The sequence below is a fragment of the Sphingomonas sp. BL-S-30 genome (genome assembly GCF_055521475.1).
In genome coordinates this window covers 3,996,810-4,021,893 of record NZ_CM145481.1, presented here as the reverse complement: position 1 = coordinate 4,021,893, position 25,084 = coordinate 3,996,810, and the positions used below count along the sequence as shown (strand labels likewise).

The following is a 25,084-nucleotide window of genomic DNA, read 5'->3' as shown; positions in this document are numbered from 1 at the left end:
TTAGCTTATTGTCTGAGTATATGATTACGCAAGCGCTAATCAGGAGAGGGTCATGCGAACGTCGCTCGTGCAGTTCATCGATGGCAGAGGCACGCGTGGTGTGGCCGTGCTGCGCGGCACGGAATCGCCGCGGCAACTGGCCGGGGTCGAGAGCGTCCGTGCGCTGGCCGAGGCGGCGCTCGCGGCGGGCGTGACGCTTGCCGAGCAGGCGGCGCAGGCCGGCGATGCGGGTCCGGTCGATCTCGATTCGGTCACGCTGTTGTCACCGATCGACCACCAGGATCCGGCGCATCTGCTGCTCACCGGCACCGGCCTCACCCATCTCGGTTCGGCCGAGGGGCGCGACAAGATGCACCGGTCGATGACCGAGGCAGCGCAGCAGACCGATTCGATGCGCATGTTCCTGATGGGCGTCGAGGGCGGCAAACCTGCCGCCGGCGAGACGGGCGCGCAGCCCGAATGGTTCTACAAGGGCAATGGCGAGCAGCTGACGGCACCCGGCGCGCCGCTTCGCTCCCCCGCCTTCGCGCTCGATGCGGGCGAGGAGCCGGAGATCGCCGGCATCTATCTGATCGATGCGGACGGCAATCCGGTCCGGCTCGGCTTCGCGATCGGCAATGAATTCTCCGATCACGTCACCGAGCGCGGCAATTATCTGTGGCTCGCCCATTCGAAGCTGCGCGCGGCGGCGCTCGGCCCGGAATTGCTGCTCGGCGGCCTGCCCGAGGATATCCGCGGCACCAGCCGCATCGTGCGGAACGGCGAGACCCTGTGGGAACGCCCCTTCGTGACGGGCGAGGCGAACATGTCGCACAGCATCGCCAATCTCGAGCACCATCATTTCAAATATGACCTGTTCCGCCATCCCGGCGACGTGCATGTCCATTTCTTCGGCACGGCGACCCTGTCCTTCTCGGAAGGGATCCGCACTGAAGCGGGCGACGTCTTCGAGGTGGAGGCGCCGCCTTTCCGCCTGCCGGCGCGCAATCCAATCGCGATCGAGCCGGCACGTGATGTTCGGGTACGAATGCTATAGGCTATCGATGGGCGAGCCTTTCTGCGACGACGGGAAGGCCGGACAGGGAGAAGGTGGATGGGGGACAGGTGACGCCGGGAAAGCAACCAAAAGGGCGCCGGATCCACGGCACGATCGCGCATGATCTCGGCGTCCAGATCGTCACGGGGGTCTACAAGCCGGGCGACGTGCTGCCGGGCGAGATCGAATTCGCCGAGCAGCTCCAGGTATCGCGCAGCGTGTACCGCGAGGCAGTGCGCATGCTGATGGCCAAGGGACTGGTCGAAAGCCGCCCCAAGGCGGGCACCAGCGTCAGCCCGCGCAGCCGATGGAACCTGCTCGACCCCGATGTGCTCGCCTGGATGTTCGAGGGCGAGCCGAGCGAGGGCTTCATCCGCAGCCTGTTCGAGTTGCGCATGATCGTCGAGCCTGCCGCCGCGGCCGTCGCGGCGGAACGCCGCACGGGCCGCGAGCTGGCCCAGATGGGCCATGCGCTGGAGGAGATGGGGCGCTACGGCCTCGCCACGCCCGAGGGGCGCGCAGCGGACCAGCAATTCCATCATCTGGTCCTCGAGGCGACGCGCAACGAGCCGCTGACCACACTCTCCAGCACCATTGCGGCGGCGGTCGGCTGGACCACCATCTTCAAGCAGCGCAACCGCAAGCTGCCGCGCGATCCCTTGCCCGAGCATCAGGCGCTGTACGACGCGATCGCCGATTCGAACCCGGATGCGGCCCGCGCCGCGATGGCGGAGCTGATCCGCCGCGCGCTGGAGGATACGGAATTGTCGATGGAGCCGGGTGGGGCGTGAGGCCCTCCCTTTTCTTTTTTCTCTTCCCCGGCGAAGGCCGGGGCCCAGTTGGGAAGGCTCTTGTGACGACGCGCAGCATCCGTTTATCGACGTCCCCTATCTGGGCCCGCACCTCCGCCTGGGAAGGCAAATAGGGGAAGAATAACTCCTACAAATTTCTTGACCCGTTCGCGTCGCGCGCCATAGCGTCCCGCCGTTCCGGGAAGGGCGCGACCGCCAGGGTCGCCGTGCGTGGAGAAGATGTCCGTGACAAATCTGGCTCGAACCCTGGCGCGACTGTCCGCGCTGATGGTCACGGCAACGCTCGCGCTGTCGGGCGCCCAGGCCCAGACCGCCCCGCGCGAGCGCGTCCCGATCAACAGCGGCTGGCGTTTCCATATGGGCGACCCCGCAGGCGTCACCGGCCTGTCCTATGACGTGCGGCCCGAGATCGGGAAGAGCGAGGACGGCAAGGCAGCCGATGCGAAGCCCGACGAAGCCAGGGCCGTCACCGCGGTCGCCCAGTCCGTGCTCAAGCCCTGGATCCTGCCCAGCGCCAATGCCTTTATCCGCGATCCGGCGAAGCGCCACGTCCGGCCCGCAGGCAATCCCGGCAGCGACGTCTCCTTCGTCCAGGCTGGCTTCGACGACAGCGCCTGGCAGAAAGTGACGCTCCCGCATGACTGGGCGATCGAGCGGCCTTTCCTGAAGACCGGTCCCTATGGCGGCATGGGCCGGCTGGAGAGCTGGGGCATTGGCTGGTACCGCAAGGCGCTCGATATTCCCGCGCGCGACAAGGGCAAGTCGGTGTTCCTCGATGTCGAGGGCGCCATGTCCTATTCGGCGGTCTGGCTGAACGGCAAGCTCGTCGGCGGCTGGCCCTATGGCTATAATGGCTGGCGGCTCGACCTGACGCCTTATCTAACGTTCGGCGGCAGGAACGAACTGGTCATCCGCCTCGACAATCCGCCCGAATCGGCGCGCTGGTATCCCGGCGGCGGGCTCTACCGGAATGTCTGGCTGACCAAGGCGAATCCCGTCCATGTCGGCCAATGGGGCACGCGCGTGACCACGCCCGACGTCGCGAAGGACAAGGCGATAATCGCACTCGACGTCTCGCTCGACAATGAGTCCCGCATCGAGGCGAATGCGAGCGTGCGCACCGACATTTATGCGCTCGATGCCGCCGGCCGGAAGACGGGCGCCGTCGTCGCCCGCATCGCGCCCGCCAACACGCGCATCGCCGCCGGCGCCAGCGCCAGCGTCGCGGGCTCGACCAGCCTCGCCAATCCGCGCCTCTGGGGCCCGCCGCCGACTCAGCAGCCCAACCGCTATGTCGCCGTCACCACCGTGACGCTGGGCGGCAAGCCGGTCGATCGTTACGAAACCCCGTTCGGCATCCGCAGCGTCACCTTCGATGCGAACAGGGGCGTGTTCGTCAATGGCGAGCGTGTCGAGCTGAAGGGCGTCAACAATCATCACGATCTCGGCGCGCTCGGCGCGGCGTTCAACGTGCGCGCGGCGGAGCGGCAGCTCGAATTGCTGCAGGAGATGGGCGTCAACGCGGTGCGCATGAGCCATAACCCGCCCGCGCCCGAACTGCTCGAGCTGACCGATCGCATGGGCCTGCTGGTGATCGACGAAGTGTTCGACGTGTGGGAGCGCAAGAAGACCCCGCTCGATTTCCACCTGATCTTCCCCGACTGGCACGAGGCCGATCTGCGCGCGATGCTGCGCCGCGACCGCAACAATCCGTCGGTCGTCCTGTGGAGCGTCGGCAACGAAGTCGGCGAGCAATATACCGCCGAGGAGGGCGCCGCGATCTCGCGCGGGCTGGTCCAGATCGTCCGCGAGGAAGATCCGACCCGCCCGACCACCACGGCGATGAACTATGCCAAGCCGGACATGGCGCTGCCCGGCACGGTCGACGTGATCGGCCTCAACTATCAGGGCACCGGCGTCCGCGCCTATCCCGGCCAGTTCGCGGCCTTCCATGCGAAATATCCCGACAAGGTGATCCTGAGCACCGAAAGCGCCTCGGCGCTCAGCAGCCGCGGCGAATATCTCTTCCCTGTGGCCGGTGCGATCAGCGGCCCGGTGCGGCCGGGCTCGGGCGGCGACCCGGACCGGATGCAGGTCAGCGCCTATGAGCTGCACGCCGCCGATTTCGGCTCCTCGCCCGACCGCGTCTTCGCCTCGAACGACCAGAATCCGTTCGTCGCGGGCGAATTCGTCTGGACCGGCTTCGACTATCTCGGCGAGCCGACGCCCTATTATGCCGCGCGCAGCTCCTATTCGGGCATCATCGATCTGGCGGGTTTCAAGAAGGATCGCTTCTGGCTCTATCAGGCGCGCTGGCGCCCGGAACTGAAGTTCGCGCATGTCCTGCCGCATTGGACCTGGCCCGGTCGCGAAGGGCAGGTGACGCCGGTCCATGTGTTCAGCTCGGCCGACGAAGCGGAATTGTTCGTCAACGGCAAGTCGCAGGGCAAGAAGACCCGCGCGCCCTATGAATATCGTTTCCGCTGGGATTACGTCACTTATGAGCCCGGCGAACTGAAGGTTGTCACCTGGAAGGGCGGCAAGCCCTGGGCGACCGAGGTGGTGAAGACCGCGGGCGCGCCCGCCGCGCTCGAGGCGACGCCCGACCGCGCGCAGATCGACGCCGATGGCCGCGATCTGTCCTTCGTCACCGTGCGCATCACCGACAAGGACGGGCTCACCGTGCCGCGCGCCGACGATCCGGTGACCTTCACGGTCGAAGGGCCGGGCGAGATCGTCGCGACTGACAATGGCGATCCGACCAGCTTCGAGTCGTTCCAGTCGCCGACCCGCAAGGCGTTCAACGGCCTCGCGCTGGTGGTGGTGCGGGCCAGGGTCGGCAAGACCGGGACGATCACCCTGCGTGCCCGGTCCGGGGCGCTCAAGGACGCCACGATCGTGCTGAAGAGCATGGCCTCGAGGTAACGCTATCGCTATTGCCCGCGCTCCGGGCGGCCTCTTGCCGGAGGTCGCGACGGCGCTGCATCGCGCAAAGAGACGATGCGTTCCGGTTCTGCGCTCAACCGAACATCGCTGCTTGACAGATTTTACCCAGACAATTAGCGGCCCGGATTGGTAGCGCTACCAGCGTTTTGTGCAATCAGGCGATCCGTCGACGAGCGGGCGCCTTCGGAGAGGTAAATCATTATGTTCCTGCGTAATCAGTCCCTGCGGGCCGCCCTGCTGGCCGCCACCGGTATCGGTGCCCTGACGATCGCTGGAACTGCCTCGGCACAGGAAACGGCCGCTCCGGTCGTAAATACTCAGAGTATAAATACTGCGCCCGACGCTGCCGCGTCGCAAGAAACCAATCCGGCGAACCCCGACGACGCAACGGGGGACGACATCGTCGTCACCGGCATCCGCGCCTCGCTGCGCAGCGCGACCAACGCCAAGAAGAACGCCGTCGCCTTCGGCGATTCGATCTTCGCCGAGGACATCGGCAAACTGCCCGCGACCAACCTGGCCGAAACGCTGAACCGCATGCCAGGTGTGAAGCTCAACCGCGACATCAACGGCGAGGGCCTGCAGGTCTCGATCCGCGGCCTCGGCCCCAGCTTCTCCAAGGTGCTGCTCAACAACACGCAGATCGCGATCGCCTCGGACGGCGGCACCAATGGCGGCAATTCGAACCGCGAGGTCGATCTCGACTTCTTCCCGTCGGAGCTGTTCACCCGCCTCGACGTGGCGAAGAGCCCGGTCGCCTCGACGCTCGAGGGCGGCATCGCCGGCACCGTCAACCTGCGCAACGCGCGCCCGTTCGACAATCCCGGCCAGCACGTCACCGTGATCGCGCAGGGCCAATATACCGATAGCAACCAGCAGGTCAGCCCGCGCGGCGCGATCGTCGCCAGCAAGACCTGGGACAATTTCGGCGTGCTGATCGGCGTCTCGGGCGTGAAGACCAAGACGCGGATCGACGGCTTCGAAACGATCGGCTGGACCGATGCCAATCTCACCTGCCCGACCGCCAGCTGCAATGCAGGCGGCAACGGGTTCTCCTATGCGTCGGTCACGCCGAACAATGTCGGCCACGGCCTGACCCCGGGCACCCCGCTCGATCTCGCCGCGACCTCGGGCCTGTCGCTCGACCAGCTTTCCAAGGCGATCATCCCGCGGCTCGGCCGCAACAGCTTCACTGACGGCACGCGCTCGCGCATCTCGGCGCTGGCGTCGGTCGAATGGCGGCCGAGCGACACGCTCAGCTTCGCCGTCGACGCCATCTACGCCAAGTCGATCCGCGATTATTACCGGCTCAACATGAACTGGTATGTCCGCAACTCCGGGCCCGGCACCTCGCCGACCTCGACCGGCGGCATGGTCCCGATCGGCCTGACGGTCGATCAGAACAATGTCGTGACCAAGGGCACCTTCGCCAACTCCAGCTTCTTCCTGGAGAATGACGTGTTCCACCAGACCACCGAGTTCTGGAACGTGAACCCGAACGTCTCGTGGCAGCCGGCCGATAACGTGAAGATCGACGCGCAGCTCAATTACGGCCATTCGACCTTCTTCCGCGAACAGCCCCAGTTCGATTTCCAGACGCCGCGCGAATCCGGCCTGGAGGTCACCTATGACAACAGCACCGGCGCCGCGCAGCCGATCATCACCACCAACCGCGACCTGGGCGATCCCAATCTCGGCTGGCAATGGTACCGCGTGAACGTGCAGAATGTCCGCCGCGAGACGACCACCAAGGGGGCGCATCTCGACACGACGATCGGCGACAAGACGACCAACTTCAAGTTCGGCCTGGCCTATGACGAGGCCTCGCGCTCGATCCGCGCCTATGACAACAGCATCGCCTTCCAGACCTCGGTGTGCGGCGCGACCTGCAACGGCCTGACCGGCTCGGTGCCGAATTCGGCGGTGGCGCAATATCTGTCGCGCTGGAGCGTCGACAATTTCGGCCATCTCGCCGATGGCAGCGTCGGCTATACCAGCATGATCATCCCCAATCTGGCGGCGCTGGAAAAGGCCACCAACTATGCGTCCTTCCGCGACAGCGCGCCGGAGAGCAGCGGCGCGGTGACCGGCGGCGCGACCGGCGACATCGCGGAAAAGACCTTCGGCGCCTATGCCGAGACCAATGCCGTCGCGACGGTCGCGGGCAATGATCTGCACATCAATGCCGGCATCCGCTACGTCCACACCAACCAGACGGTGGTCGGCCCGACCCAGACCGCGACGGGCCTGGTCGATGTCACACTGAAGACCGGCTATGACGAGTTCCTGCCCTCATTCAACGCGACCTATGACCTGACCAGCCGGATCAAGCTGCGCGTCGCCGCCTCGCGCAGCATGACGCGTGCCGATGCCAGCCAGTTGCTGCCGGGCCTGACCTTCTCCGATCCGTCGGCGCAGATCGCGACCGCGGGCAACCCGGATCTGAAGCCCTACACCTCGAACAATATCGATATCGGCGGCGAATATTATACCGGCGGCATCGGCTATGTCGGCTTCGCGGCGTTCCACAAGAATGTCGACGGCTTCACCGTGACGCAGCAGTCGACCGTGCCGTTCACCTCGCTCGGCATCAACTATAGCGACCTCAACACCACGCAGCAGCAGGCGATCGACCTGCGCGGCGGCCCGAATGTCGCGACGGTGACGGTCAACCGGCCGGTCAATCTGCAGAATCTGGTGCTCGACGGCATCGAGGGCACCTGGGTCCAGCCGCTCGACTTCGCGGTGAAGGGTCTCGGTGCCTCAGCCAACGTGACCTATATCAAGCAGAGCTCGTCGAGCGGCCTGTTCGCGCCGGGCGTGGCGCCGTGGAGCTACAACCTCCAGGGCTTCTACGAAGGGCACGGCGTCTCGATCAGCGTCAACTATGTCTGGAACGACAAGACGGTGGCGGCGAACGGCCCGCAGAACAATCTGCCGGTCGGCCTGATCAGCGATGCGCGCGGCCAGCTCGATCTGTCCGCCGGGTACGAACTGCCGTTCCTGAACAAGGCGTTCCGCCTGACGCTCGACGTGCTGAACATCACCAACGCGCCGCTCCGCACGACCTTCGGCTACGAAAACGCGACCTACAGCGTCTATTATCCCGGCCGCCAGGTCCTGTTCGGCGTCCGCTCCAAATTCTGAACCCTTTCCTCTCCTCCCCCCTCCGGGCCGGCCTTCGCGCCGGCCCTTTTTTTGGGTTGGGGGGCATTGTGTCCCCGCGACGGCGGGGACCCAGTCTGGGCTCCCGCCTTCGCGGGAGCACAAGGAAGCAAAGGACACCGTCTCGCTTACGTCGCTGACTTCGGCAGCGATGGGCTGGCCCTTTAGTGATTATCCCGCGGCAACCCGCGCGTCTGGGCGATCCGCTGATATTGATCAGCCCCTTCCAGGATCGCGCCGCTATCCAGCTGGCCGACGATCGCACGCTGGATCTCCTGCCACGGCGTCTGCGAGGCGGGATAGGCATAGCCGCCCGCCGCCATCAGCGCGCGGCGGCGCTCGGCCAGCTCCGCATCGTCGATCAGTACATTGGCCGTGCCGGCGCGCAGGTCGATGCGCACCCGGTCGCCGGTGCGGATCAGCGCCAGGCCGCCATTGGCGGCCGCCTCGGGTGAGGCGTTGAGGATCGAGGGCGAGCCCGACGTGCCCGATTGCCGCCCGTCGCCGATGCAGGGCAGGGCGTGCACGCCTTCGCGGATCAGATAGGCGGGCGGGCGCATGTTCACGACTTCCGCCGCACCCGGATACCCGATCGGCCCGGCGCCGCGCATGAACAACAGCGTCCGGTCCGTGATGCCGGTCGCCGGATCGTCGATGCGCGCGTGATAATCCTCGGGCCCGTCGAACACGACCGCGGGGCCTTCGAACGCGTCGGGATCGTTCGGGTCGGACAGGTAGCGCGCGCGGAATTCGGGGCTGATCACGCTGGTCTTCATGATCGCCGCGTCGAACAGATTGCCCTTGAGCACGACAAAGCCCGCATCCGCCATCAGCGGCTCGGCGAAGGGGCGGATCACATCGGCGTCCTCGATCGTCGCGTCACGGCAATTGTCGCCGATCGTCCTGCCATTGGCGGTGATCGCGTCCTCGCGGATCAGCCCCTGCTTCATCAGCTCGGCCACCACCGCGGGCACGCCGCCCGCATGATAGAAATCCTCGCCGAGATATTCGCCCGCCGGTTGCAGGTTGACCATCAGCGGCACCTTGTGGCCGTGCGTCTGCCAGTCGTCGAGCGGCAGGTCGACGCCGATATGGCGCGCGATCGCGGCGAGATGGATCGGCGCATTGGTCGATCCGCCGATCGCGGAATTGACCACGATCGCGTTGGTGAAGGCGTCGCGCGTCAGGATGTCGCTGGGTTTCAGATCCTCGGCGACCATCTCGACGATGCGCTTGCCGGTGCGCCACGCCACTTCCTGCCGGTCGCGATAGGGGGCGGGGATCGCCGCCGATCCGGGCAGCTGCATGCCGAGCGCCTCGGCCAGCGAGTTCATCGTCGTCGCCGTGCCCATGGTGTTGCAATAGCCGGTCGAGGGGGCCGACGAGGCGACGAGCTTGACGAAGCCGGCATGGTCGATCTCGCCCGCCGCGAGCAGCTCGCGCGCCTTCCACACGATCGTGCCGGATCCAGTGCGTTCGCCCTTGTGCCAGCCGTTGAGCATCGGCCCGACCGACAGCGCGATGGCGGGGATGTTCACCGTCGCCGCCGCCATCAGGCAGGCCGGCGTGGTCTTGTCGCAGCCGATCGTCAGCACCACGCCGTCGAGCGGATAGCCGTATAGCACCTCGACCAGCGCCAGATAAGCGAGGTTGCGGTCCAGCCCCGCGGTCGGGCGCTTGCCCGTCTCCTGGATCGGATGGACCGGGAATTCGATCGCGATGCCGCCCGCTTCGCGAATGCCTTCGCGCAGCCGCTCGGCCAGCACGAGGTGATGGCGGTTGCAGGGGGAAAGGTCTGACCCGGTCTGGGCGATGCCGATGATCGGCTTGCCCGATTGCAGCTCCTCCTGCGACAGGCCGAAATTCATGTAGCGCTCGATATAGAGCGACGTCATGTCGATGTTCGCGGGGTTGTCGAACCAGGCGCGCGAACGCAGCCCAGAAGGTGGTGGTGTCGTCATCAGCGTGGCGCCACCGAGACGCGGTAGATCATCAGGTGGCGATAAGGCTTGCCCGGATCGACCCGTGCCGAGCCGAAGGCCGGCTGGTTGGGCGTATCGGGGAATTTCTGCGGCTCCATCGCGACGCCGTCGCCCATGCGATAGACATGGCCGTGCTTGCCGACCAGCGTGCCGTCGAGGAAATTGCCGGTATAGAGTTGCAGTCCGGGCTCGGTGCTGAGCACTTCGAGCACCCGGCCGGAGACGGGGTCCTCGAGCCGCGCGGCCAGCTTGGGCTCGGCGGTCAGCCCGGCATCGATCGCGAAATTATGGTCGTAGCCGCGGCCCGCGACGATCTGCGTGTCGCGCCCGTCACGCAGGCCCTCCGCCAGCACGCGCGGCTTGCGGAAGTCGAAGACACTGCCCTGGACCGGGCGCAGCTCGCCGGTCGGGATCAGCGTGGCGTCGACCGGGGTATAGGCCTTGGCCGGCATGGTCAGCCTGTGACCCATCGCCCCCATCGGCGACCCTTCGCCGCCCAGATCGAAGATCGCATGGTTGGTCATGTTGACGATGGTCGGCTTGTCGCTCGACGCCCTGTACTCGATCGACAGCGATCCCTTCTCGTCGAGGCCGTAAGTGACGGTCACGTCGAGCTTGCCGGGATAGCCCTGGTCGCCGTCCGGGCTGACATAGCCGAAGGTCACGCGCGCCACGGGCCCGTTCTCGACCGAGACGACGCGCCACACCACCTTGTCGAACCCCTTGGTCCCGCCGTGCAGCGAATTGGGGGCGTTGTTGATCGGCAGCTGATAGGTCTTGCCGTCGATCGCGAACTGCCCCCTGGCGATGCGGTTGGCATAGCGGCCGACGGTCACGCCGAAATAATTGGGCTTGTCGACATAGCCGGCAAGATCGTCATAGCCGAGCACGATATCGGCCGGCTTGCCGTCGCGGTCGGGCGCGACCAGCGATTGCAGCGTCGCGCCATAGCTCAGGATGCGCGCCGTCACGCCCTTCGCATTGGACAGGGTGATCGCCTCGACCTTCGCGCCGCCGACCTCGCCCACGGTCTCGCGCGCCGCGGAGGCGGCATGGGCCTCGGCGGCGACGCCAAGGGTTCCAATCGCCGCCAGCATGATCAAAACCTTCTGCATGAAAAATCGCCCTCCACCACGGCTGCTCGAACCGGCGCCGTTGACCGCGATTTTGCTTACATATACTCAGACAAAAAACAAGCGATGCAGCAGAGGACGTGAAAATGGCGGGACCGATACTCAATACGACGGCGCCGCTGGGGGCAGGCGCCGGCGCGGGCCCCGGCTACCGGGCAACGCTCAGCCTGCTCGCCACCCTGTTCTTCATGTGGGGGTTCATCACCGTGATCAACGGCACGCTGCTGCCGCATCTGCGCAGCGTGTTCGATCTCAATTATACCCAGACAACCCTGATCGAATCGGTCTGGTTCATCGCCTATTTCTTCGCTTCGATCCCCTCGGCGATGCTGATCGAGCGGATCGGATACAAGCGCTCGATCGTCGCCGGCCTGATCATCATGGCCTTCGGCGCGGTGCTGATGGTCCCCGCCTCGATGATCCCCTCCTATGGCGTCGTGCTCGCGGCCCTGTTCATCATCGCCGCCGGCATCACCTTGCTGCAGGTCGCGGCCAACCCCTATGTTGCGGTGATCGGATCGCCCGAAACCTCCTCGTCGCGCTTGAACCTGGTCCAGGCGTTCAACTCGATGGGCACGACCTTGGCGCCCCTGTTCGGCGGCTATCTGATCCTCGGGCGCAGCACCTCGGGCACTGCGGCAGCGGGCGCGGTGCTGACCCCGGCGGAGCGGCTGGCCGACGCGCAATCGGTGCAGCTGCCCTATCTGATTGTCGCCGCGGTGCTGGTCGTGCTCGCGGTGGTGATCGCGCGCTTCAAACTCCCCGACATGAACGCCTCGACCCGCGGCCAGGCGCGCGAGGCACGGCACGGCCACAGCCTGTGGCGTCACCGCAACCTGGTGTTCGGCGTACCGGCGATCTTCATCTACCTGATCGCCGAGATCGGCGTCGGCAATTTGTTCATCAACTTCGTCTCCGCGCCGGAGATCGGCAATCTGACGCACGAACAGGCCTCGCATTATCTCTTCCTGCTATGGGGCGGGATGATGGTCGGGCGTTTCCTCGGCAGCTATCTGATGCAGCGTATCCCGGCCGAAACCGTGCTCGCGGCGTTCAGCGTGGGAGCGCTGGTCGTGATGCTCATCGCGACCTTCACCACCGGTCCGATTGCGATGTGGGCGCTGATCTCGGTCGGGCTGTTCCACTCGATCATGTTCCCCACGATCTTCACCCTCGGCATCCGCGGCCTCGGCCCGCTGACCGAGGAAGGATCGGGCCTGCTGATCATGGCCATCGCCGGCGGCGCGCTGGTGATCGTGCAGGGCTGGCTGGCCGATGCGTACGGCCTGCAACTGTCCTTCCTGCTGACCGCGGCGTGTGAGCTCTATGTGCTCTTCTATGCGCTGTGGGGGGCGAAGTCGGTCGAGGCGGCGGCGGACTGATCCGCCGCCTGCGCCACGCCGTCAACTCGGACCTGTTCGGTGGCGGTCCCGCTGAAGCATGTACCTACTCGTTCCCCGGCGAAGGCCGGGGCCCAGTCGGGAAGGCTATCGTTGTGAAGCGGGGCGCCAGTTTATAGGCGTCCCCCAACTGGGCCCCGGCCTTCGCCGGGGAACAAGTAAAGTAGGTACCACCGGACAAGTCCGGCACGACGGAGGGAGCGGTCAGTGGCTGGAAGCCCCGGCCGCCCCGATTCCCGTCTCCGACCGCACCCGCTGCTCGAGATACGCCCCTCGATCCACCGCCGCCCGCGCGGACGTATCGAGCACCGACACCAGCCAGATCGTGAAGAACGCCAGCGGCACCGTGAAGATCGCCGGCGACGAATAAGGGAAGATCGCCTTGTCGTGATGCAGGATCGCGACCCAGATCGCCGGCGACAGGATCGTCAGCACCAGCGCCGTCACCAGCCCGACCGATCCGCCGACCACCACGCCCCGCGTCGTGCAGCCCTTCCACAGCAGCGAGAGCAACAGCACCGGGAAATTGCCCGATGCCGCCAGCGCGAAGGCCAGGCTCACCATGAACGCGACATTCTGCTTCTCGAACAGGATGCCGAGCAGGATCGCGACCACCGCCAGCACCAGCACCGTCCGCCGCGACACGCGCAGCTCGGCCGCTGAATCGGCCGCACCTTTCCGGAACACCGTCGCGTAGAGATCGTGGCTCACCGCCGAGGCGCCCGACAGGGTCAGCCCCGCGACCACCGCCAGGATCGTCGCGAACGCCACTGCCGAGACAAAGCCGAGAAAGATGTTTCCCCCGATCGCCTGCGCCAGATGAATCGCCGCCATGTTGCTGCCGCCCCGCAACGCGCCGGTCGCGTCGAGATAGCCCGGGTCGGTCGCCACCAGCACGATCGCGCCGAAGCCGATGATGAAGGTCAGCAGGTAGAAATAGCCGATCCACCCCGTCGCCCACAGCACCGAGCTGCGCGCCGCCCGGGCATCGGGCACCGTAAAGAAGCGCATCAGGATATGCGGCAGGCCGGCGGTGCCGAACATCAATGCCATGCCGAACGAGATCGCCGAGATCGGGTCCTTGATGAAATTGCCCGGCCCCATGATCGATCGCCCGCGCGTCGTCGCTTCCGCGCCCGACAGGCCGGTCGCCACGGCGAGATCGGTCTTCACCTGCACGGCGCGCGCGAACAGCGCCTCGGGCGAGAAGCCGAACTGGGCCAGCACCATGAACGCCATGAAGCTCGCGCTGCCGAGCAGCAGCACCGCCTTGATGATCTGCACCCAGGTCGTCGCGGTCATGCCGCCGAACAGCACGTACAGCGTCATCATCACCCCGACGATCACCACGGCATATTCGTAACGCAGCCCGAACAGCAATTTGATCAGCTGCCCCGCGCCGACCATCTGCGCGATCAAATAGAACAGCACGACGACCAGCGTGCTCAGCGCAGCGAAGGTCCGAACCGGCGTCTGCGCGAAGCGGAACGAGGCGACATCGGCAAAGGTATAGCGCCCGAGATTGCGGAGCCGCTCCGCCATCAGGAACAGGATGATCGGCCAGCCGACCAGGAAACCGATCGAATAGATCAGCCCGTCATAGCCGTCGGCGAAGATCTGCGCCGAGATGCCGAGGAAGCTCGCCGCCGACATGTAGTCGCCGGCAATGGCCAGCCCGTTCTGGAACCCGGTGATGCCGCCGCCGGCAGTGTAGAAATCGGACGCGGTGCGCGTGCGCCGCGCCGCCCAGCGGGTGATGCCGAGCGTCAGGATCGCGAAGGCCGCGAACATGGTGATCGCGGTCCAGTTGGTCGCCTGCTGCACCGTCTGGCCCGCCACGCCGTCCGCCAGGGCAGGAGTGGCGATCAGCAGGGCGGCGGAGGCGATAGCGACAATGGGCGCGGCGGCGCGGGCGAGGGTCATTCGCCCTTGCTCTCGACCAGGCTCTGCACCAGCGCGTCGTAGTCGCGATTGGCGCGGCGCACATACAGCCCGGTCAGCCCGATCGCGAGCAGGATCACGCCGAGCCCGACCGGAATGCCGACCGATGTCACGCCCGATCCGATCGGCGCGGCAAGCGCGCTCTTGTCGAAGGCGATGAGCAAGATGAAGCCGAAATAGGCAGCGAGCATCACGCAGGTCAGCGTCCAGGTGAACCGGCCGCGCTGTCGCGTCAGCGCCAGGTATCGGGGGTCCGCCGCAATGCGCGCCAGACGTTCTGAATCAGCCATCCCCACTCTCCCTGCCGCTCGTTGGCGGTATCGCTACCATGCCGCAACCGGGCATCGATGCAAGCCTCGTTTCTCCCCTTTCTACCTTCCCCGGCGGAGAGTACCGGGTCGGATCGTCCCCCGGACGATCCTTGAACATGCGGGGCATGTTCAACCCGGTACTGGGTCCAGTTGGGAAGGCAGCAATGAGACGCGTTGCGGGTAGTTGGGTGGAAACGACGAGCGCTTCGTTATCGCTCGCCGGGGCCGGTGCCGGACCCGCTATCGATCGTGACGCTGTAGGTAATCCGGTCCGGCAGTGCCTTCTCGATCGTGAACGCCAGGTCGCGAATATGGACCTGCCCTGTGCCCAGCCTGAAGGTCTCCGTCTGCCCCGATCCGGGATGCACCAGATCATCGATCGAATAGCCGCGGACCTCGAACTGCATCTCGCCGTTCTTGATGCCCTGATAGGCGATGTCGTAGATTCGCCCGACCTCGATCGCGTCATGGTCCCTGGGATCGGGCACCTGCGGCCCCCTGGCATAGTCGCGTGGCGGCACCATCGGCTGCCCCATCGGGACCGTCTGCTTCTTCCCGAAGCTGGCCGGCGGCGGCGCGGAGGAGCGAACAACCGGCACGGTGACGTCGGCGGCCAGGCGATCGTGCAGGGCGCGCGGGGACTGGCCCGTATTGGCCTCGTCGAGGACCGCCGCGGTAAATGCCGCATCGTCGATGGCCAGAGGGAAATAGCCGGCCGCTTCCCGTGCGGCTGCGTCGGAACAGGCAAAATCCAGCTCGGCCTGTGCTATCGGGCCGTCAGGCTTCGCCATCTCCGGGGCGCGGCGGGTCGAGGTGTCGATCACTGCCTCGTCATGGCCGAAGCGCTGGACGCCTACCCAGCCCAGGACGCGGCCGGCGCAGTCCGCGCGCATGAACTTGACCCGCATCGCGACGGGATCGCCTTGGCGGCGGATCACCTCCTTCGACGCGAAGTTGACCCTCTGCCCATCGCGCTCGACCGATCCCGCATCGACGAACACCGCCCGGTCTCCGGCATGGCCGGCATACCACCAGGGCGCCGCCGTTGCCGGCGCGGCAGCGACGGTCGCAAGCATTGCAAGAAGCTTCCATGAAATACGCATCGATCGTCCTTTGTCTGACTGCTAACGGGTCGATCGAAACAGCGTCGGCCAGTCCCCCGGCGCGGTGCCCCCACAGGATTGCTGGAGCGTCATCTCGGAGAGGCGGAACGTCTCACCGTCCCAGATCCAGCTCGCCGACATGCCGCAATCGGCAAGCCCGCGCCCCTTGGCCGCCATGCTCAGCGTGCCCGTCTTCGGATCGAACGCGCTCTCGGTGAAATAGGCCGCGCCCGATCCGTCGGATCCAGCGCCGCGATACGGGGTCGGTGCGATCAGCCGATGCGCGGCGCCACCCGCACGGGGGGCGATGAAGGCAAGGGAGGACCCCTGATACGCGCCCATGATGCAGGGGATCAGGACGAGCGCCCGGCCCTCGTCCAGGGCATGTGCCTCGGGCAATTCCGGCGTCTCCCCGCATTCCTCCTTGTCGAATTCGGCCTTCTCGCTGGCACGAACTGCGGCGATCAGTCGCGCTTCCTCGCCCGCGGCCAGTTGCGCGCGGATCGGGTGGCCGGAAATCCTCGGGGCCATCGGCGCCGCGGGCACCCGAGCAGCGGGCAGCGGCCCCGGTTTCAGCAGTGCGCTAACGCCGCCCACTCTTCCCTGACGATCGTCGAGGCGCAGGACAGCCGCGGCGAACCCGTCCAGCGGCACCGCAACGTCCCCGCCCAGCGTCAGTGTCGAGGCCTTACGCAGGCGCTGCACGATCGCCCGCACCGCGCCAGGGTCGTCACTCGTCGCCGATGTCTCGCCGTCCTCGCTCGTCAAGTGCCAGGCCGGCGCCGCCAGGCCTGCCGGCCGGCCGTCGATCGCGACATCGCCAAGCGCAAAACCATGATCCGCGCTGATCGAGACGATCGCCGCGCCCTTCGGCCCCGCATCCCGCTCGATCCGGATCTCGGCGCCCGCGTCACTGTCGCTGAAGCCCTTGGCGACACAGGAGAGCGTGTTGTCACAGGCAACGAACCAGGATTGATAGCTGTCGTAAGACTGCACGATCTCGTGCGCTGCGGGAGCCGCGCCGGACGCCGACGCTGCCGCAGCCAGCAGGAGGAGGATTTTGGCCATTGCTCGCACAATCCCGGGCACCGGTGTTCGTTCCGAACGCTTCCGCGCTAAGCCGGAAGAATGCGCTACCTGCCCCCAAGCCTTCGCGCCTTCGCGCCTTCGCGTGAAAATCAAATCTGCGTGTTGATCCCGAACACCGGCTCGTCCGGATTCCAATAGGGCTCCACCTCGGCGATGAACGCGACCGGCACTTCGTCGATGATCGTCGTCAGCCACTCCGCGCAATAGCGCATCCCGCCCGCGACCGACTTCGCCTGGCCGAGCAGGATCAGCGCCTTTTTCCTGCCCGCTGCGATCAGGTCCTGGGCATATTCCACCGCTTCCCATTCGCGCGTGTAGCCGCACACCACCACATCGACCGCGCTGTTGAACAGGGCAATGGTCGGCAGCTGAGAGGCATTGCCCCAGCTCGTCGCGACGGTTGTCACCGGCAGCTTCGGATCGCCGACGATGCGCATGGTGCGGTCGCCGAGCTTGTCGTGAAGCTGCTGCGCCAGGCCGAGCAAGGTCGTCGGCGCCAGCTTGAACAGGTTGAGATTGGCCGGATCGGCGAGATTGCCCGACCAGCCCAGCTCCTTCGCCATGCCGGTCGCAATCCCGTCGGGCGTACGGTCGCGCCAGTGATCGTGGAAGTTGAAGATCACGAGGTTGTGCGTGCGGATGAAGTCTCGCTTGGCCTTGAACAGATCGTCGCCCTCAAGCCGGTCGAGATTGTCGCTCTCGGACCAGAAGGGTGGATCGAAGGTGACGATCAGATTGGCGCCCTTGGCCGCCGCGGCCCTCAGGCAATCGAACGTCGCCATGGCGGTGGTGGCGATGCCGGTGACGGCGGTAGTCGGGTCGCCCGCGACGATCCGGTCGACCGTCTGCGGCCGGCCCGGCGCGCCGGACTTGGCGATGATGCGGTCGACCAGTTGCAGCGCGGTCACCGGTCCGGTGTGGAGCGGGGGGCGGGCAGGGGCGGCGGGTCGGGCGGTGGCTTGAGTCATGGCGCCTCAGATCCTCGTATCGATCTCGAACACCGGGCGGCGCACGTTCCAATAGGGCTCGATGATCGGCACGAACCTGACCGGCACTTCCTTCACGAACCCGCCGAGCCATTCGGCACAGGCCTTCATGCCCCATTGCTCCGACTTCACATGGCCGAGCACGATCAGCGCCTTTTTCCGGCCCGACGATACCAGGTCCTGGGCATAGGCGATCAGGTCCCAGTCCTGCGTCTCGCCGATCACCAGCACATCGGCTTCGCTGTTGAGGAAATTGATGCCGGGAAAGGCGCTGCAATTGCCCCAGCTTTCATAGACGATCGACACCGGCAGCGCCGGATCGCCGATCACCCGGATGGTGTTCGCGCCCATGTGTTTCTGGAAATCCTTCGACAGTGCGAGCAGGCTCGTTTTCGGAATGGTGAACAGCCGCTGGTTGTCGGCATGCATGAACTTGGTCCAGCCCATCAGCTGCATCGTGCCGAGATTGATCCCGTCGACCGGGCGCAGCGCATGCCAGTGATCGTGCAGATGGTACGACACCAGATCGTGCGTCTTGGTATAGGCCAGCTTGGTCCGGTAGAGTGGATCGTCCTCGATCCCGCTCAGCCGGTCCTGATGCGAAAACCAGGTCGATTCATGCGTGATGATCATGTTCAGGCCCTGGCGCGCTGCGGCCTTCATCGCGTCGAACGTCGCCATCATCGTGGTGGCGATGCCGGTGACGATCGTGTCGGGGCCACCGGCCTTGAAGCCGTCCACCCCGCCGTCGCGCCACGGGCCGCCGATCTGCAGCTTCATCCGCTCGATCACCTCGCCGGCGGTAAGCTTGCCCGCGGCGAGGGCAGGGCCGGCGCTCGCGGTCAGCGCCGCACCCGCGCCCAGCGCGAGCACGCCGCGGCGCGACAAGTCGAGCTCGCGCATCATTTGAGTTCTTTCTGCGCGAACTGGATGAAATAGTGCCAGTTGGGGTTGGGCGTATGGCCCCAGGGATGCTGGCGGAACGCAACGTCGCCGCTGTCGATCAGCGTCTCGACCTTGGGGAAGGTCGAGGTGCCGATGCCCTTCCTGCCCAGCACTTCCCAGGCCGGGCTGGCTGCGACGGCGGACATGAACATGCCCTGCGCGTCCTGCCACGCATCGCCGGGAATGGCGCAGGGCGGATCCATGATCAGCCCGCCGCCGCCGATGAAGATCGGGCGCGGCGCGACCAGGGCGACGAACTCGTGCGCATCGACCGGCATCTCGTCGGCGGTGTGGCCGACCGCGGCATATTTCAGGAAATTGCCCGCCATCCAGTGGAATTCATTGGGCGCCGCGACATTCTCCAGCAGCTCGCCATAATTGCGGCGGTACAGGTTCGCGCCGCCCGCGCCCGAAGAGGAGATGAAGCCGATCGCGAAGCGCGGATCGTCGACCAGCGCCACCAAAGCCGCCTTGCCGCCGCGCGAATGGCCCATCACGCCGACCTTCTTCCCGTCGACATCGGGGTCGGTCAGCAAATAGTCCATCGTCCGGCTGGTGCCCCAAGCCCAGGCGCGCAGCACGCCCCAATCGTCCATCGATCGCGGCTGGCCCTTGTTGACCAGGCCGATGATGCCCTTGGTCAGCCCGGCGCCATTGTCAGCCTGCACCGCATTGTTGTCGACCGAGACGAAGCCCCAGCCTTTCTCGAGCAACTGCTTGCCGGAGGAATCGACCACCGGGCCGCTCAGCATGCACATGCCCGTGGTAGCGCGCGTCGGCGGAGCGAGCGGCATCGGCCGTGGGCGCAGCGATCCGCCGCCGATGATCACCGGTACTTTCCTGCCCTTGGCCGAAGCCGGCGTGACCACGTCCGCTACGATCTCGACGCTGATCGCCGGATAGGCCGCATTGTCGACATGGCCGACGACATGCTTGACGATCACGGGGATGCCCTCGAAAACCTGCTCCGCGGTGCTCGCGACCGTCCAGGTCACCTTGGGCAGGTGGGCCGGATATTTGCCGTAGACATGCTCGTCGAACAGCGCCGTGATCTCCGCCCGGCGCTTCGCCCATCCTGCCGCAGTCGTCACCTTGGTCCCATCGCGCAGCGTCATCAGCGCCGGCAAATTGGGATAGGGATTGGCTTTGGCCTCATCGTAATTGGTGAAATCGGGTCGGCCGGGGATCACGGCATTCTTGGGGATGCGCAGCGCATTGATGCCCTGCGCCTTCATCTCGCGCACCAGCTCGACGGTCGAGGCATCGAGGATCGCCTGGGCTTCGGGCGATCGCGGCCGGGCAGCGGAGTCGCTCGGAATAACCGGCGTCACGAAGTCCTGGCCCGCGGCCATGGCGACGCCGCCGGCCGACATGGCGCTCAGCAGCACACCGCACAGCAGATGCGATCTCTTCATGCTTTCTCTCCCCGACTCGGATATATCCGATATTCTATATGATTCTGGGCGCGGTTATCTCGCTGTCCGGGGTCGCTGGCAAGGGGCAGGTGAGCGCGATCATTTCTGTTGCGAAACGTCCGATTCGGGCCAGTTGGAGTCGCGGATAACGCCCGCTATGGTACCGCTATCGCGGCACCGGCCGAGGGCAGGGAATGACCGTCACAAGGCGGCGAAACGATAAAAGGAGAAGATGGTGAGAAGCTTCCGTCCCTATCTGTCCCTCGCCGCATTGGCGCTGGTGAGTCAGCCGCTGGCCGCCGCCGCCCAGTCGAAGGTCTGGACGAGAAGCTGGCAGGCTGTGCCGATGGAGCGCCCCGGCCAGCGCCCCCCGCCGCCAGTACAGCCGGGCCAGCCGACGCCGCCACCGCCCCAGCCCCAACAAGGCCCCACCGTCCCGACCTCGGACGTCACCTATCGCATGGTCGCGCATCTCTCGGCCGGCGGCTCGACCCTGCGTCTGCGCCTGTCCAACGAGACGGCCACTGAACCGCGTCCGATCGGCGCCGTCCATGTCGGGCTCGCCGGCCCCAATGGTGAGGTCGTCCCCGGCAGCGACCGAATCGTCACCTTCGACGGCGACGCCTCGCCCGTCATCCCGGCCGGCGCCCCCATGGTCAGCGACCCCGTCGCGCTCAGAACTGGTCCGCTCGCCAATGTCGTGGTCAGCATCCATGTGCCCGGCGACACGACCTCGCTCAGCGTCCACGCCCTGGGCGTCGCGACTACGCAGATCGCCCCGGGCGACCAGACCGCCGCCGCCAGCTTCCCGCCCGGCGGCCCCACCAATACCATGCGCGTGCTGCTCACCGGCATCGACGTCTCGGGCGGCCCCGCCACCGCGACGATCGTCACCATCGGCGATTCGATCACGGACGGCGCGCAATCGAGCCGCGACACCAACAATCGCTGGCCCGATATCCTGGCCGCGCGGCTGGCCAGGGCAGGCAAGACCGGCTTCGCCGTCGCCAATGCCGGCATCTCGGGCAATCGCCTGCTCGCCACCGGCAGCGGCCCGGCGGCGCTCGCCCGCTTCGATCGCGACGTGCTGTCGGTGCCCGGCGTGCGCTATGTCGTGATCCTCGAAGGCATCAACGACATCGGCAGCGCGACCCGCGCCAAGACCGCGCTGCCCAGCGTCGCCGACATCACCGGCGCCTACCGCCAGATGATCGCCCGCGCGCATGATCGCGGCGTGAAGGTGATCGGCGCGACCGTGCTCCCCTACAAGGGCGCCGGCTATTACAGTCCGGAAGGCGATGCCGTGCGCACCGCGGTCAATGCCTGGATCCGCACGCCCGGCAATGTCGATGGCGTGATCGATTTCGACAAGGCCATCGCCGACCCGGCCGATCCGCTGCGCATGGCCAAGGCCTATGACAGCGGCGACGCGCTTCACCCCGGCGATGCCGGCTACCGCGCGATGGGTGAGTCCATCGACCTCAACCTGTTCCGCTGATCCGGAGAATGACGATGCTGCGCAGCATGATGATCGCCGCGACCCTGATCGCGGCAAGCGGAACCGCACAGGCACAGGAGATCGCCTTCACCTGGGACGATCTTCCCTCGCACAGCGCGCTGCCCGAGGGCACGACCCGGGTCGAGATCGGCGACAAGATCATCGCCGCGTGGAAGGCGGCGAAGCTCCCGCCGGTCTATGGCTTCGTCAACGGCGTGCGCACCGAGGAGGAACCGGCATCGACCGCGATGCTCGATCACTGGCGCGCCGCGGGCCTGCCGCTCGGCAACCATGCCTGGTCGCACATGAACCTCGCGACCCACACCGCGGGCGAGTTCGAGCAGGACGTGATCAGGGGCGAAGGCGTCGTCGCCGATCGGATGAAGGGCGAGAACTGGCACTGGTTCCGCTATCCCAACCTCTCGGAAGGCGACACGCCGGAGAAGAAGGCGACGGTGCGCAAGCTGCTCGCCGATCGCGGCTACCGCATCGCCGGCGTCACGATGAGCTTCGGCGACTATATGTGGAACGCGCCCTATGCCCGCTGCGTCGCGAAGAAGGACGAGCACGCGATCGCCTGGCTGAAGAAGACCTATCTCGACGCAGCCGACGAGAGCATCACCTATGGTCGCGGCGTCTTCAAATCGCTGCTCGGCCGCGATATCCCCTACGTCCTGCTGATGCATGTCGGCGGGTTGGATGCGGAGATGCTGCCGCAACTTCTCGACCTCTACAAGAGCCGCGGCTTCAAGTTCGTCACGCTGGAAGAGGCGCAGCGCGATCCCTGGTACAAGGGCTATATGGACCCACGCGAACCCGACGCCCCGGGCCGCCCGGAATCCCAGCTCCAGGCAAAAGGCCTGCCGGTACCCGAGCGCCACAATTACGGCCCGGAGCTGGAAAAGATCTGCGCCTAGTTCCTCCCCGGAACGGGGAGGGGGACCATTCGCTTCTTCAGCGAATGGTGGAGGGGCTTGGAGCGCGTAACATCTGCCCCGCACGCCAGCCCCTCCACCCCGCGCTGAAGAAGCGCGCGGTCCCCCTCCCCGAGCAAGCTCGGGGAGGAATGAGGAGTCACTGGACAACCCCCTCAAACGCTGCTCCTATATCCTATACGATCCGCGCGAGAGCGGACGGGGGAGAGCGACGATGAAAGGCCCATTCCGCGCATTGTTCCTGGCCAGCCTTGGCCTCGCCACACCCGCCATCGCCGCAGACCCCCCGCTGCTCCACATCATGTTCCAGGATCACGCCGTCCTCCAGCGCGACAGGCCGATCCCCGTCTATGGCCAGGCCGCCCCGAACACGACCGTCACCGTCAATCTCGGCACCGCCACCGCCACCGCCAAGGCCGACAAGGCCGGCCAATGGCGCACCACGCTCCCGGCGCTCCCCTCCGGCGGCCCCTACATTCTGGAGGCGCGCAACGGCGCCGCAACCCAGTCCGTCCAGGACGTGCTGCTCGGCGACGTCTTCCTCTGCACCGGCCAGTCCAACATGCAGCTCGCGGTCCGCGCCGCGGGCAATGCGGCGTTCGAGATGCGCGCCGCGACCGACGGCCAGATCCGCCAGCTCGGCATCGCGACGAAGGACAGCCTGACCCCGCTTTCCACCTTCGCCACGCCCGTGTCCTGGACGGTCGGTTCCCCCGACACGGTCGGCAATTTCTCGGCGAGCTGCTATTATTTCGCGCGCGAGATCAGGAAGACCACCAACGCCCCGGTCGGCCTCGTCGTCTCCGCCTGGGGCGGCAGCCGGGTGCGCGACTGGGTAAGCGAGCCGAATCTGCGCAAGCTCGGCCAGTACAACGCCGATCTCGACATGCTCGCGCTCTACCGCACCGACCCCCAGGCCGCGCAGCGCCGCTGGGACGCAAGCTGGGAAAGTTGGTGGAAAGCGAACGGTGCCGCAGCCGCCAGGGGCAATCCCTGGGAGCCCGCCTATCCCGTCACCGACTGGAAAACCGCCCCTGCCGCGCTCGGCCCCTGGGCGCTGTGGACCGGCAATTCGCCCGACGGTTTCGTCGGTCAGATGTGGTTGCGCACCAGCGTCGATCTCACCGCGGCGCAGGCAGCGCAAGCCGCGACGCTCGATCTCGGCTCGGTCAATGAGGAGGACCAGAGCTGGATCAACGGCAAGGGCGTCGGCGGCACCAGCTGGTCGAAACAGGCGCTGCACGAGATCCCTGCGGGCGTGCTTCATGCGGGCGCCAACATCATCGTCACCAACATCTTCTGCAGCTGGCGCAATTGCGGGATGAGCGGCCAGGCCGAGACGCGCGCGATCCGCCTGAAGGACGGCACCGCCGTGCCGCTGTCCAGTCCATGGCGCTATGCGGAAGTGCCGAACGGCCTCATCGCGCCGCAGCTTCCCTGGGGCCCGACCCACGGCGTCACCCAGCTCTATAACGGCATGATCGCCCCGATCGGCGGCTACGGGTTCAAGGCCGCGATCTGGTATCAGGGCGAATCCGACATCTATTTCAGCAGCCGGTATCAGGCGACGCTGGCGGCGATGATGGGCGACTGGCGCGGCCGCTTCGGCGCGGACTTGCCGTTCCTCATCGTGCAAATCCCCAATTACGGCCCGCGCCCGACCGCGCCGGTGGAATCGGTCTGGTCCGAAGTCCGCGAGGCGCAGCGCCGTGCCGCGAATGCCGATGCCAGGGCCGCGTCGATCGTCACGGTCGATATCGGCGACGCGACCAATCTCCACCCCTCGAACAAGCAGGACATCGGCCGCCGCCTCGCCATCGCCGCGCGCCACACCGTTTATGGTGACGCAACCCCGCCGGCCGGCGCGGTGCCCGGCGCCGTGCGCCGCTCGGCCGATGGCGTGATCATCCCGTTCGGCCAGATCACCGGCACGCTGGCGGCCTGGAGCGGCCAGCCCAACGCGTTCGAACTATGCGGCCCGGCGGCCGGATCGTGCCGCTACGCCGACGCCCGCATCGACGGCACGACCGTGGTGGTGAAGGCTGATGCCATGGATGCGACGCGTATCCGCTATTGCTGGGGCGACAGCCCGACCTGTACCCTCACCGACACGAGCGGTCTGCCGGTCACGCCGTTCGAGCTGGCGATCCCGCCGCGCTGAGCGCCGGGACGGGGCAGGGGGAAGGTTGATGTGGTTCTGGTTTCTCGGGCTGCCGGTGGTGGCGGTCTATTGCATCTGCCAGGCCGTCCGCGATTTCCGTCGCGGCGAGCGCGCAATGGGCTTGCTCGGCGCGGTCTGCGCCGGTCTCATCCTGCTCATGCCGATCAAGACTCATGCGGTGAAGGTCACCTTGCCGATCGGCACGCACGCCCGCTGAGCCGACAGG

General features: G+C 66.4%; 18 protein-coding genes. 9 read left to right on the top strand and 9 right to left on the bottom strand.

Annotated features, from left to right (window positions below):
* The first annotated feature begins 52 nt into the window (after positions 1-52).
* The 4 genes from araD1 to ACZ1I5_RS18660 all read left to right on the top strand — a co-directional run bounded on the left by araD1 (position 53) and on the right by ACZ1I5_RS18660 (position 7,941).
* Positions 53-1,036 carry an AraD1 family protein gene (gene araD1, locus ACZ1I5_RS18675; protein WP_465170745.1) on the top strand — a complete coding sequence of 328 codons (984 nt, stop codon included), beginning with the start codon at positions 53-55 and terminating at the stop codon, positions 1,034-1,036.
* A gap of 68 nt (positions 1,037-1,104) precedes the next feature.
* Positions 1,105-1,827 carry a FadR/GntR family transcriptional regulator gene (locus ACZ1I5_RS18670; RefSeq protein WP_465170744.1) on the top strand — a complete coding sequence of 241 codons (723 nt, stop codon included), beginning with the start codon at positions 1,105-1,107 and terminating at the stop codon, positions 1,825-1,827.
* Between the two features lie 246 nt (positions 1,828-2,073).
* Entirely contained in the window at positions 2,074-4,773 is a 2,700-nt protein-coding gene (galB, locus tag ACZ1I5_RS18665) for a beta-galactosidase GalB (RefSeq protein ID WP_465170743.1), read from the top strand.
* A 222-nt stretch (positions 4,774-4,995) separates the two neighbouring features.
* A complete protein-coding gene (locus ACZ1I5_RS18660; protein ID WP_465170742.1) occupies positions 4,996-7,941 on the top strand; it encodes a TonB-dependent receptor in 2,946 nt (981 codons plus the stop codon).
* 182 nt (positions 7,942-8,123) lie between these two features.
* Here ACZ1I5_RS18660 and ACZ1I5_RS18655 read toward each other — a convergent pair whose 3' ends face one another.
* Both ACZ1I5_RS18655 and ACZ1I5_RS18650 read right to left on the bottom strand, forming a co-directional pair.
* Positions 8,124-9,920, bottom strand: coding sequence for an IlvD/Edd family dehydratase (locus ACZ1I5_RS18655; protein ID WP_465170741.1), 1,797 nt, complete (start codon positions 9,918-9,920; stop codon positions 8,124-8,126).
* The gene (locus ACZ1I5_RS18650; RefSeq protein WP_465170740.1) at positions 9,920-11,056 is read right to left on the bottom strand and encodes an aldose epimerase family protein; all 1,137 of its coding nucleotides are present in this window, start codon (positions 11,054-11,056) and stop codon (positions 9,920-9,922) included. The genes ACZ1I5_RS18655 and ACZ1I5_RS18650 overlap by 1 nt, the downstream gene beginning before the upstream one ends.
* 104 nt (positions 11,057-11,160) lie before the next feature.
* Here ACZ1I5_RS18650 and ACZ1I5_RS18645 point away from each other — a divergent pair, with 104 nt between their 5' ends.
* Positions 11,161-12,456 carry a sugar MFS transporter gene (locus ACZ1I5_RS18645; RefSeq protein ID WP_465170739.1) on the top strand — a complete coding sequence of 432 codons (1,296 nt, stop codon included), beginning with the start codon at positions 11,161-11,163 and terminating at the stop codon, positions 12,454-12,456.
* A 222-nt stretch (positions 12,457-12,678) separates the two neighbouring features.
* On the opposite strand, the gene ACZ1I5_RS18640 is transcribed toward ACZ1I5_RS18645, so the two are convergent.
* The 7 genes from ACZ1I5_RS18640 to ACZ1I5_RS18610 all read right to left on the bottom strand — a co-directional run bounded on the left by ACZ1I5_RS18640 (position 12,679) and on the right by ACZ1I5_RS18610 (position 20,264).
* Positions 12,679-14,397: a cation acetate symporter gene (locus ACZ1I5_RS18640; RefSeq protein WP_465170738.1), complete on the bottom strand. Its 1,719-nt coding sequence runs from the start codon at positions 14,395-14,397 to the stop codon at positions 12,679-12,681.
* Positions 14,394-14,705 carry a DUF485 domain-containing protein gene (locus ACZ1I5_RS18635; protein ID WP_465170737.1) on the bottom strand — a complete coding sequence of 104 codons (312 nt, stop codon included), beginning with the start codon at positions 14,703-14,705 and terminating at the stop codon, positions 14,394-14,396. The genes ACZ1I5_RS18640 and ACZ1I5_RS18635 overlap by 4 nt, the downstream gene beginning before the upstream one ends.
* Before the next feature lie 230 nt (positions 14,706-14,935).
* Positions 14,936-15,829, bottom strand: coding sequence for a hypothetical protein (locus tag ACZ1I5_RS18630; protein ID WP_465170736.1), 894 nt, complete (start codon positions 15,827-15,829; stop codon positions 14,936-14,938).
* A 21-nt stretch (positions 15,830-15,850) separates the two neighbouring features.
* Positions 15,851-16,897 (bottom strand): DUF1176 domain-containing protein, encoded by a 1,047-nt coding sequence (locus tag ACZ1I5_RS18625; RefSeq protein ID WP_465170735.1) that lies wholly within the window; start codon positions 16,895-16,897, stop codon positions 15,851-15,853.
* Positions 16,898-17,007: 110 nt separating this feature from the next.
* Positions 17,008-17,886, bottom strand: a complete 879-nt coding sequence (locus tag ACZ1I5_RS18620) for a Nif3-like dinuclear metal center hexameric protein (RefSeq protein WP_465170734.1) — start codon at positions 17,884-17,886, stop codon at positions 17,008-17,010.
* 6 nt (positions 17,887-17,892) lie between these two features.
* Positions 17,893-18,807: a Nif3-like dinuclear metal center hexameric protein gene (locus tag ACZ1I5_RS18615; RefSeq protein WP_465170733.1), complete on the bottom strand. Its 915-nt coding sequence runs from the start codon at positions 18,805-18,807 to the stop codon at positions 17,893-17,895.
* A complete protein-coding gene (locus tag ACZ1I5_RS18610; protein ID WP_465170732.1) occupies positions 18,807-20,264 on the bottom strand; it encodes an alpha/beta hydrolase family protein in 1,458 nt (485 codons plus the stop codon). Before ACZ1I5_RS18610 ends, ACZ1I5_RS18615 begins: the two co-directional genes overlap by 1 nt.
* Before the next feature lie 232 nt (positions 20,265-20,496).
* Here ACZ1I5_RS18610 and ACZ1I5_RS18605 point away from each other — a divergent pair, with 232 nt between their 5' ends.
* From ACZ1I5_RS18605 to ACZ1I5_RS18590, 4 genes are all read left to right on the top strand, one after another.
* Positions 20,497-21,762 (top strand): SGNH/GDSL hydrolase family protein, encoded by a 1,266-nt coding sequence (locus tag ACZ1I5_RS18605; protein ID WP_465170731.1) that lies wholly within the window; start codon positions 20,497-20,499, stop codon positions 21,760-21,762.
* A 14-nt stretch (positions 21,763-21,776) separates the two neighbouring features.
* Positions 21,777-22,679, top strand: a complete 903-nt coding sequence (locus tag ACZ1I5_RS18600; RefSeq protein WP_465170730.1) for a polysaccharide deacetylase family protein — start codon at positions 21,777-21,779, stop codon at positions 22,677-22,679.
* A 232-nt stretch (positions 22,680-22,911) separates the two neighbouring features.
* Positions 22,912-24,858: a sialate O-acetylesterase gene (locus ACZ1I5_RS18595; protein WP_465170729.1), complete on the top strand. Its 1,947-nt coding sequence runs from the start codon at positions 22,912-22,914 to the stop codon at positions 24,856-24,858.
* Positions 24,859-24,886: 28 nt separating this feature from the next.
* Positions 24,887-25,075 (top strand): hypothetical protein, encoded by a 189-nt coding sequence (locus ACZ1I5_RS18590; RefSeq protein WP_465170728.1) that lies wholly within the window; start codon positions 24,887-24,889, stop codon positions 25,073-25,075.
* Positions 25,076-25,084: the final 9 nt, after the last annotated feature.

Excerpts from the sequence above, each read along its gene's own strand:
- araD1 (WP_465170745.1), top strand. The coding sequence starts at position 53 with ATGCGAACGTCGCTCGTGCAGTTCATCGATGGCAGAGGCACGCGTGGT.
- ACZ1I5_RS18660 (WP_465170742.1), top strand. The coding sequence starts at position 4,996 with ATGTTCCTGCGTAATCAGTCCCTGCGGGCCGCCCTGCTGGCCGCCACC.
- ACZ1I5_RS18655 (WP_465170741.1), bottom strand. The coding sequence starts at position 9,920 with ATGACGACACCACCACCTTCTGGGCTGCGTTCGCGCGCCTGGTTCGAC.
- ACZ1I5_RS18650 (WP_465170740.1), bottom strand. The coding sequence starts at position 11,056 with ATGCAGAAGGTTTTGATCATGCTGGCGGCGATTGGAACCCTTGGCGTC.
- ACZ1I5_RS18645 (WP_465170739.1), top strand. The coding sequence starts at position 11,161 with ATGGCGGGACCGATACTCAATACGACGGCGCCGCTGGGGGCAGGCGCC.
- ACZ1I5_RS18640 (WP_465170738.1), bottom strand. The coding sequence starts at position 14,397 with ATGACCCTCGCCCGCGCCGCCGCGCCCATTGTCGCTATCGCCTCCGCC.
- ACZ1I5_RS18635 (WP_465170737.1), bottom strand. The coding sequence starts at position 14,705 with ATGGCTGATTCAGAACGTCTGGCGCGCATTGCGGCGGACCCCCGATAC.
- ACZ1I5_RS18630 (WP_465170736.1), bottom strand. The coding sequence starts at position 15,829 with ATGCGTATTTCATGGAAGCTTCTTGCAATGCTTGCGACCGTCGCTGCC.
- ACZ1I5_RS18625 (WP_465170735.1), bottom strand. The coding sequence starts at position 16,897 with ATGGCCAAAATCCTCCTCCTGCTGGCTGCGGCAGCGTCGGCGTCCGGC.
- ACZ1I5_RS18620 (WP_465170734.1), bottom strand. The coding sequence starts at position 17,886 with ATGACTCAAGCCACCGCCCGACCCGCCGCCCCTGCCCGCCCCCCGCTC.
- ACZ1I5_RS18615 (WP_465170733.1), bottom strand. The coding sequence starts at position 18,807 with ATGCGCGAGCTCGACTTGTCGCGCCGCGGCGTGCTCGCGCTGGGCGCG.
- ACZ1I5_RS18610 (WP_465170732.1), bottom strand. The coding sequence starts at position 20,264 with ATGAAGAGATCGCATCTGCTGTGCGGTGTGCTGCTGAGCGCCATGTCG.
- ACZ1I5_RS18605 (WP_465170731.1), top strand. The coding sequence starts at position 20,497 with ATGGTGAGAAGCTTCCGTCCCTATCTGTCCCTCGCCGCATTGGCGCTG.
- ACZ1I5_RS18600 (WP_465170730.1), top strand. The coding sequence starts at position 21,777 with ATGCTGCGCAGCATGATGATCGCCGCGACCCTGATCGCGGCAAGCGGA.
- ACZ1I5_RS18595 (WP_465170729.1), top strand. The coding sequence starts at position 22,912 with ATGAAAGGCCCATTCCGCGCATTGTTCCTGGCCAGCCTTGGCCTCGCC.
- ACZ1I5_RS18590 (WP_465170728.1), top strand. The coding sequence starts at position 24,887 with ATGTGGTTCTGGTTTCTCGGGCTGCCGGTGGTGGCGGTCTATTGCATC.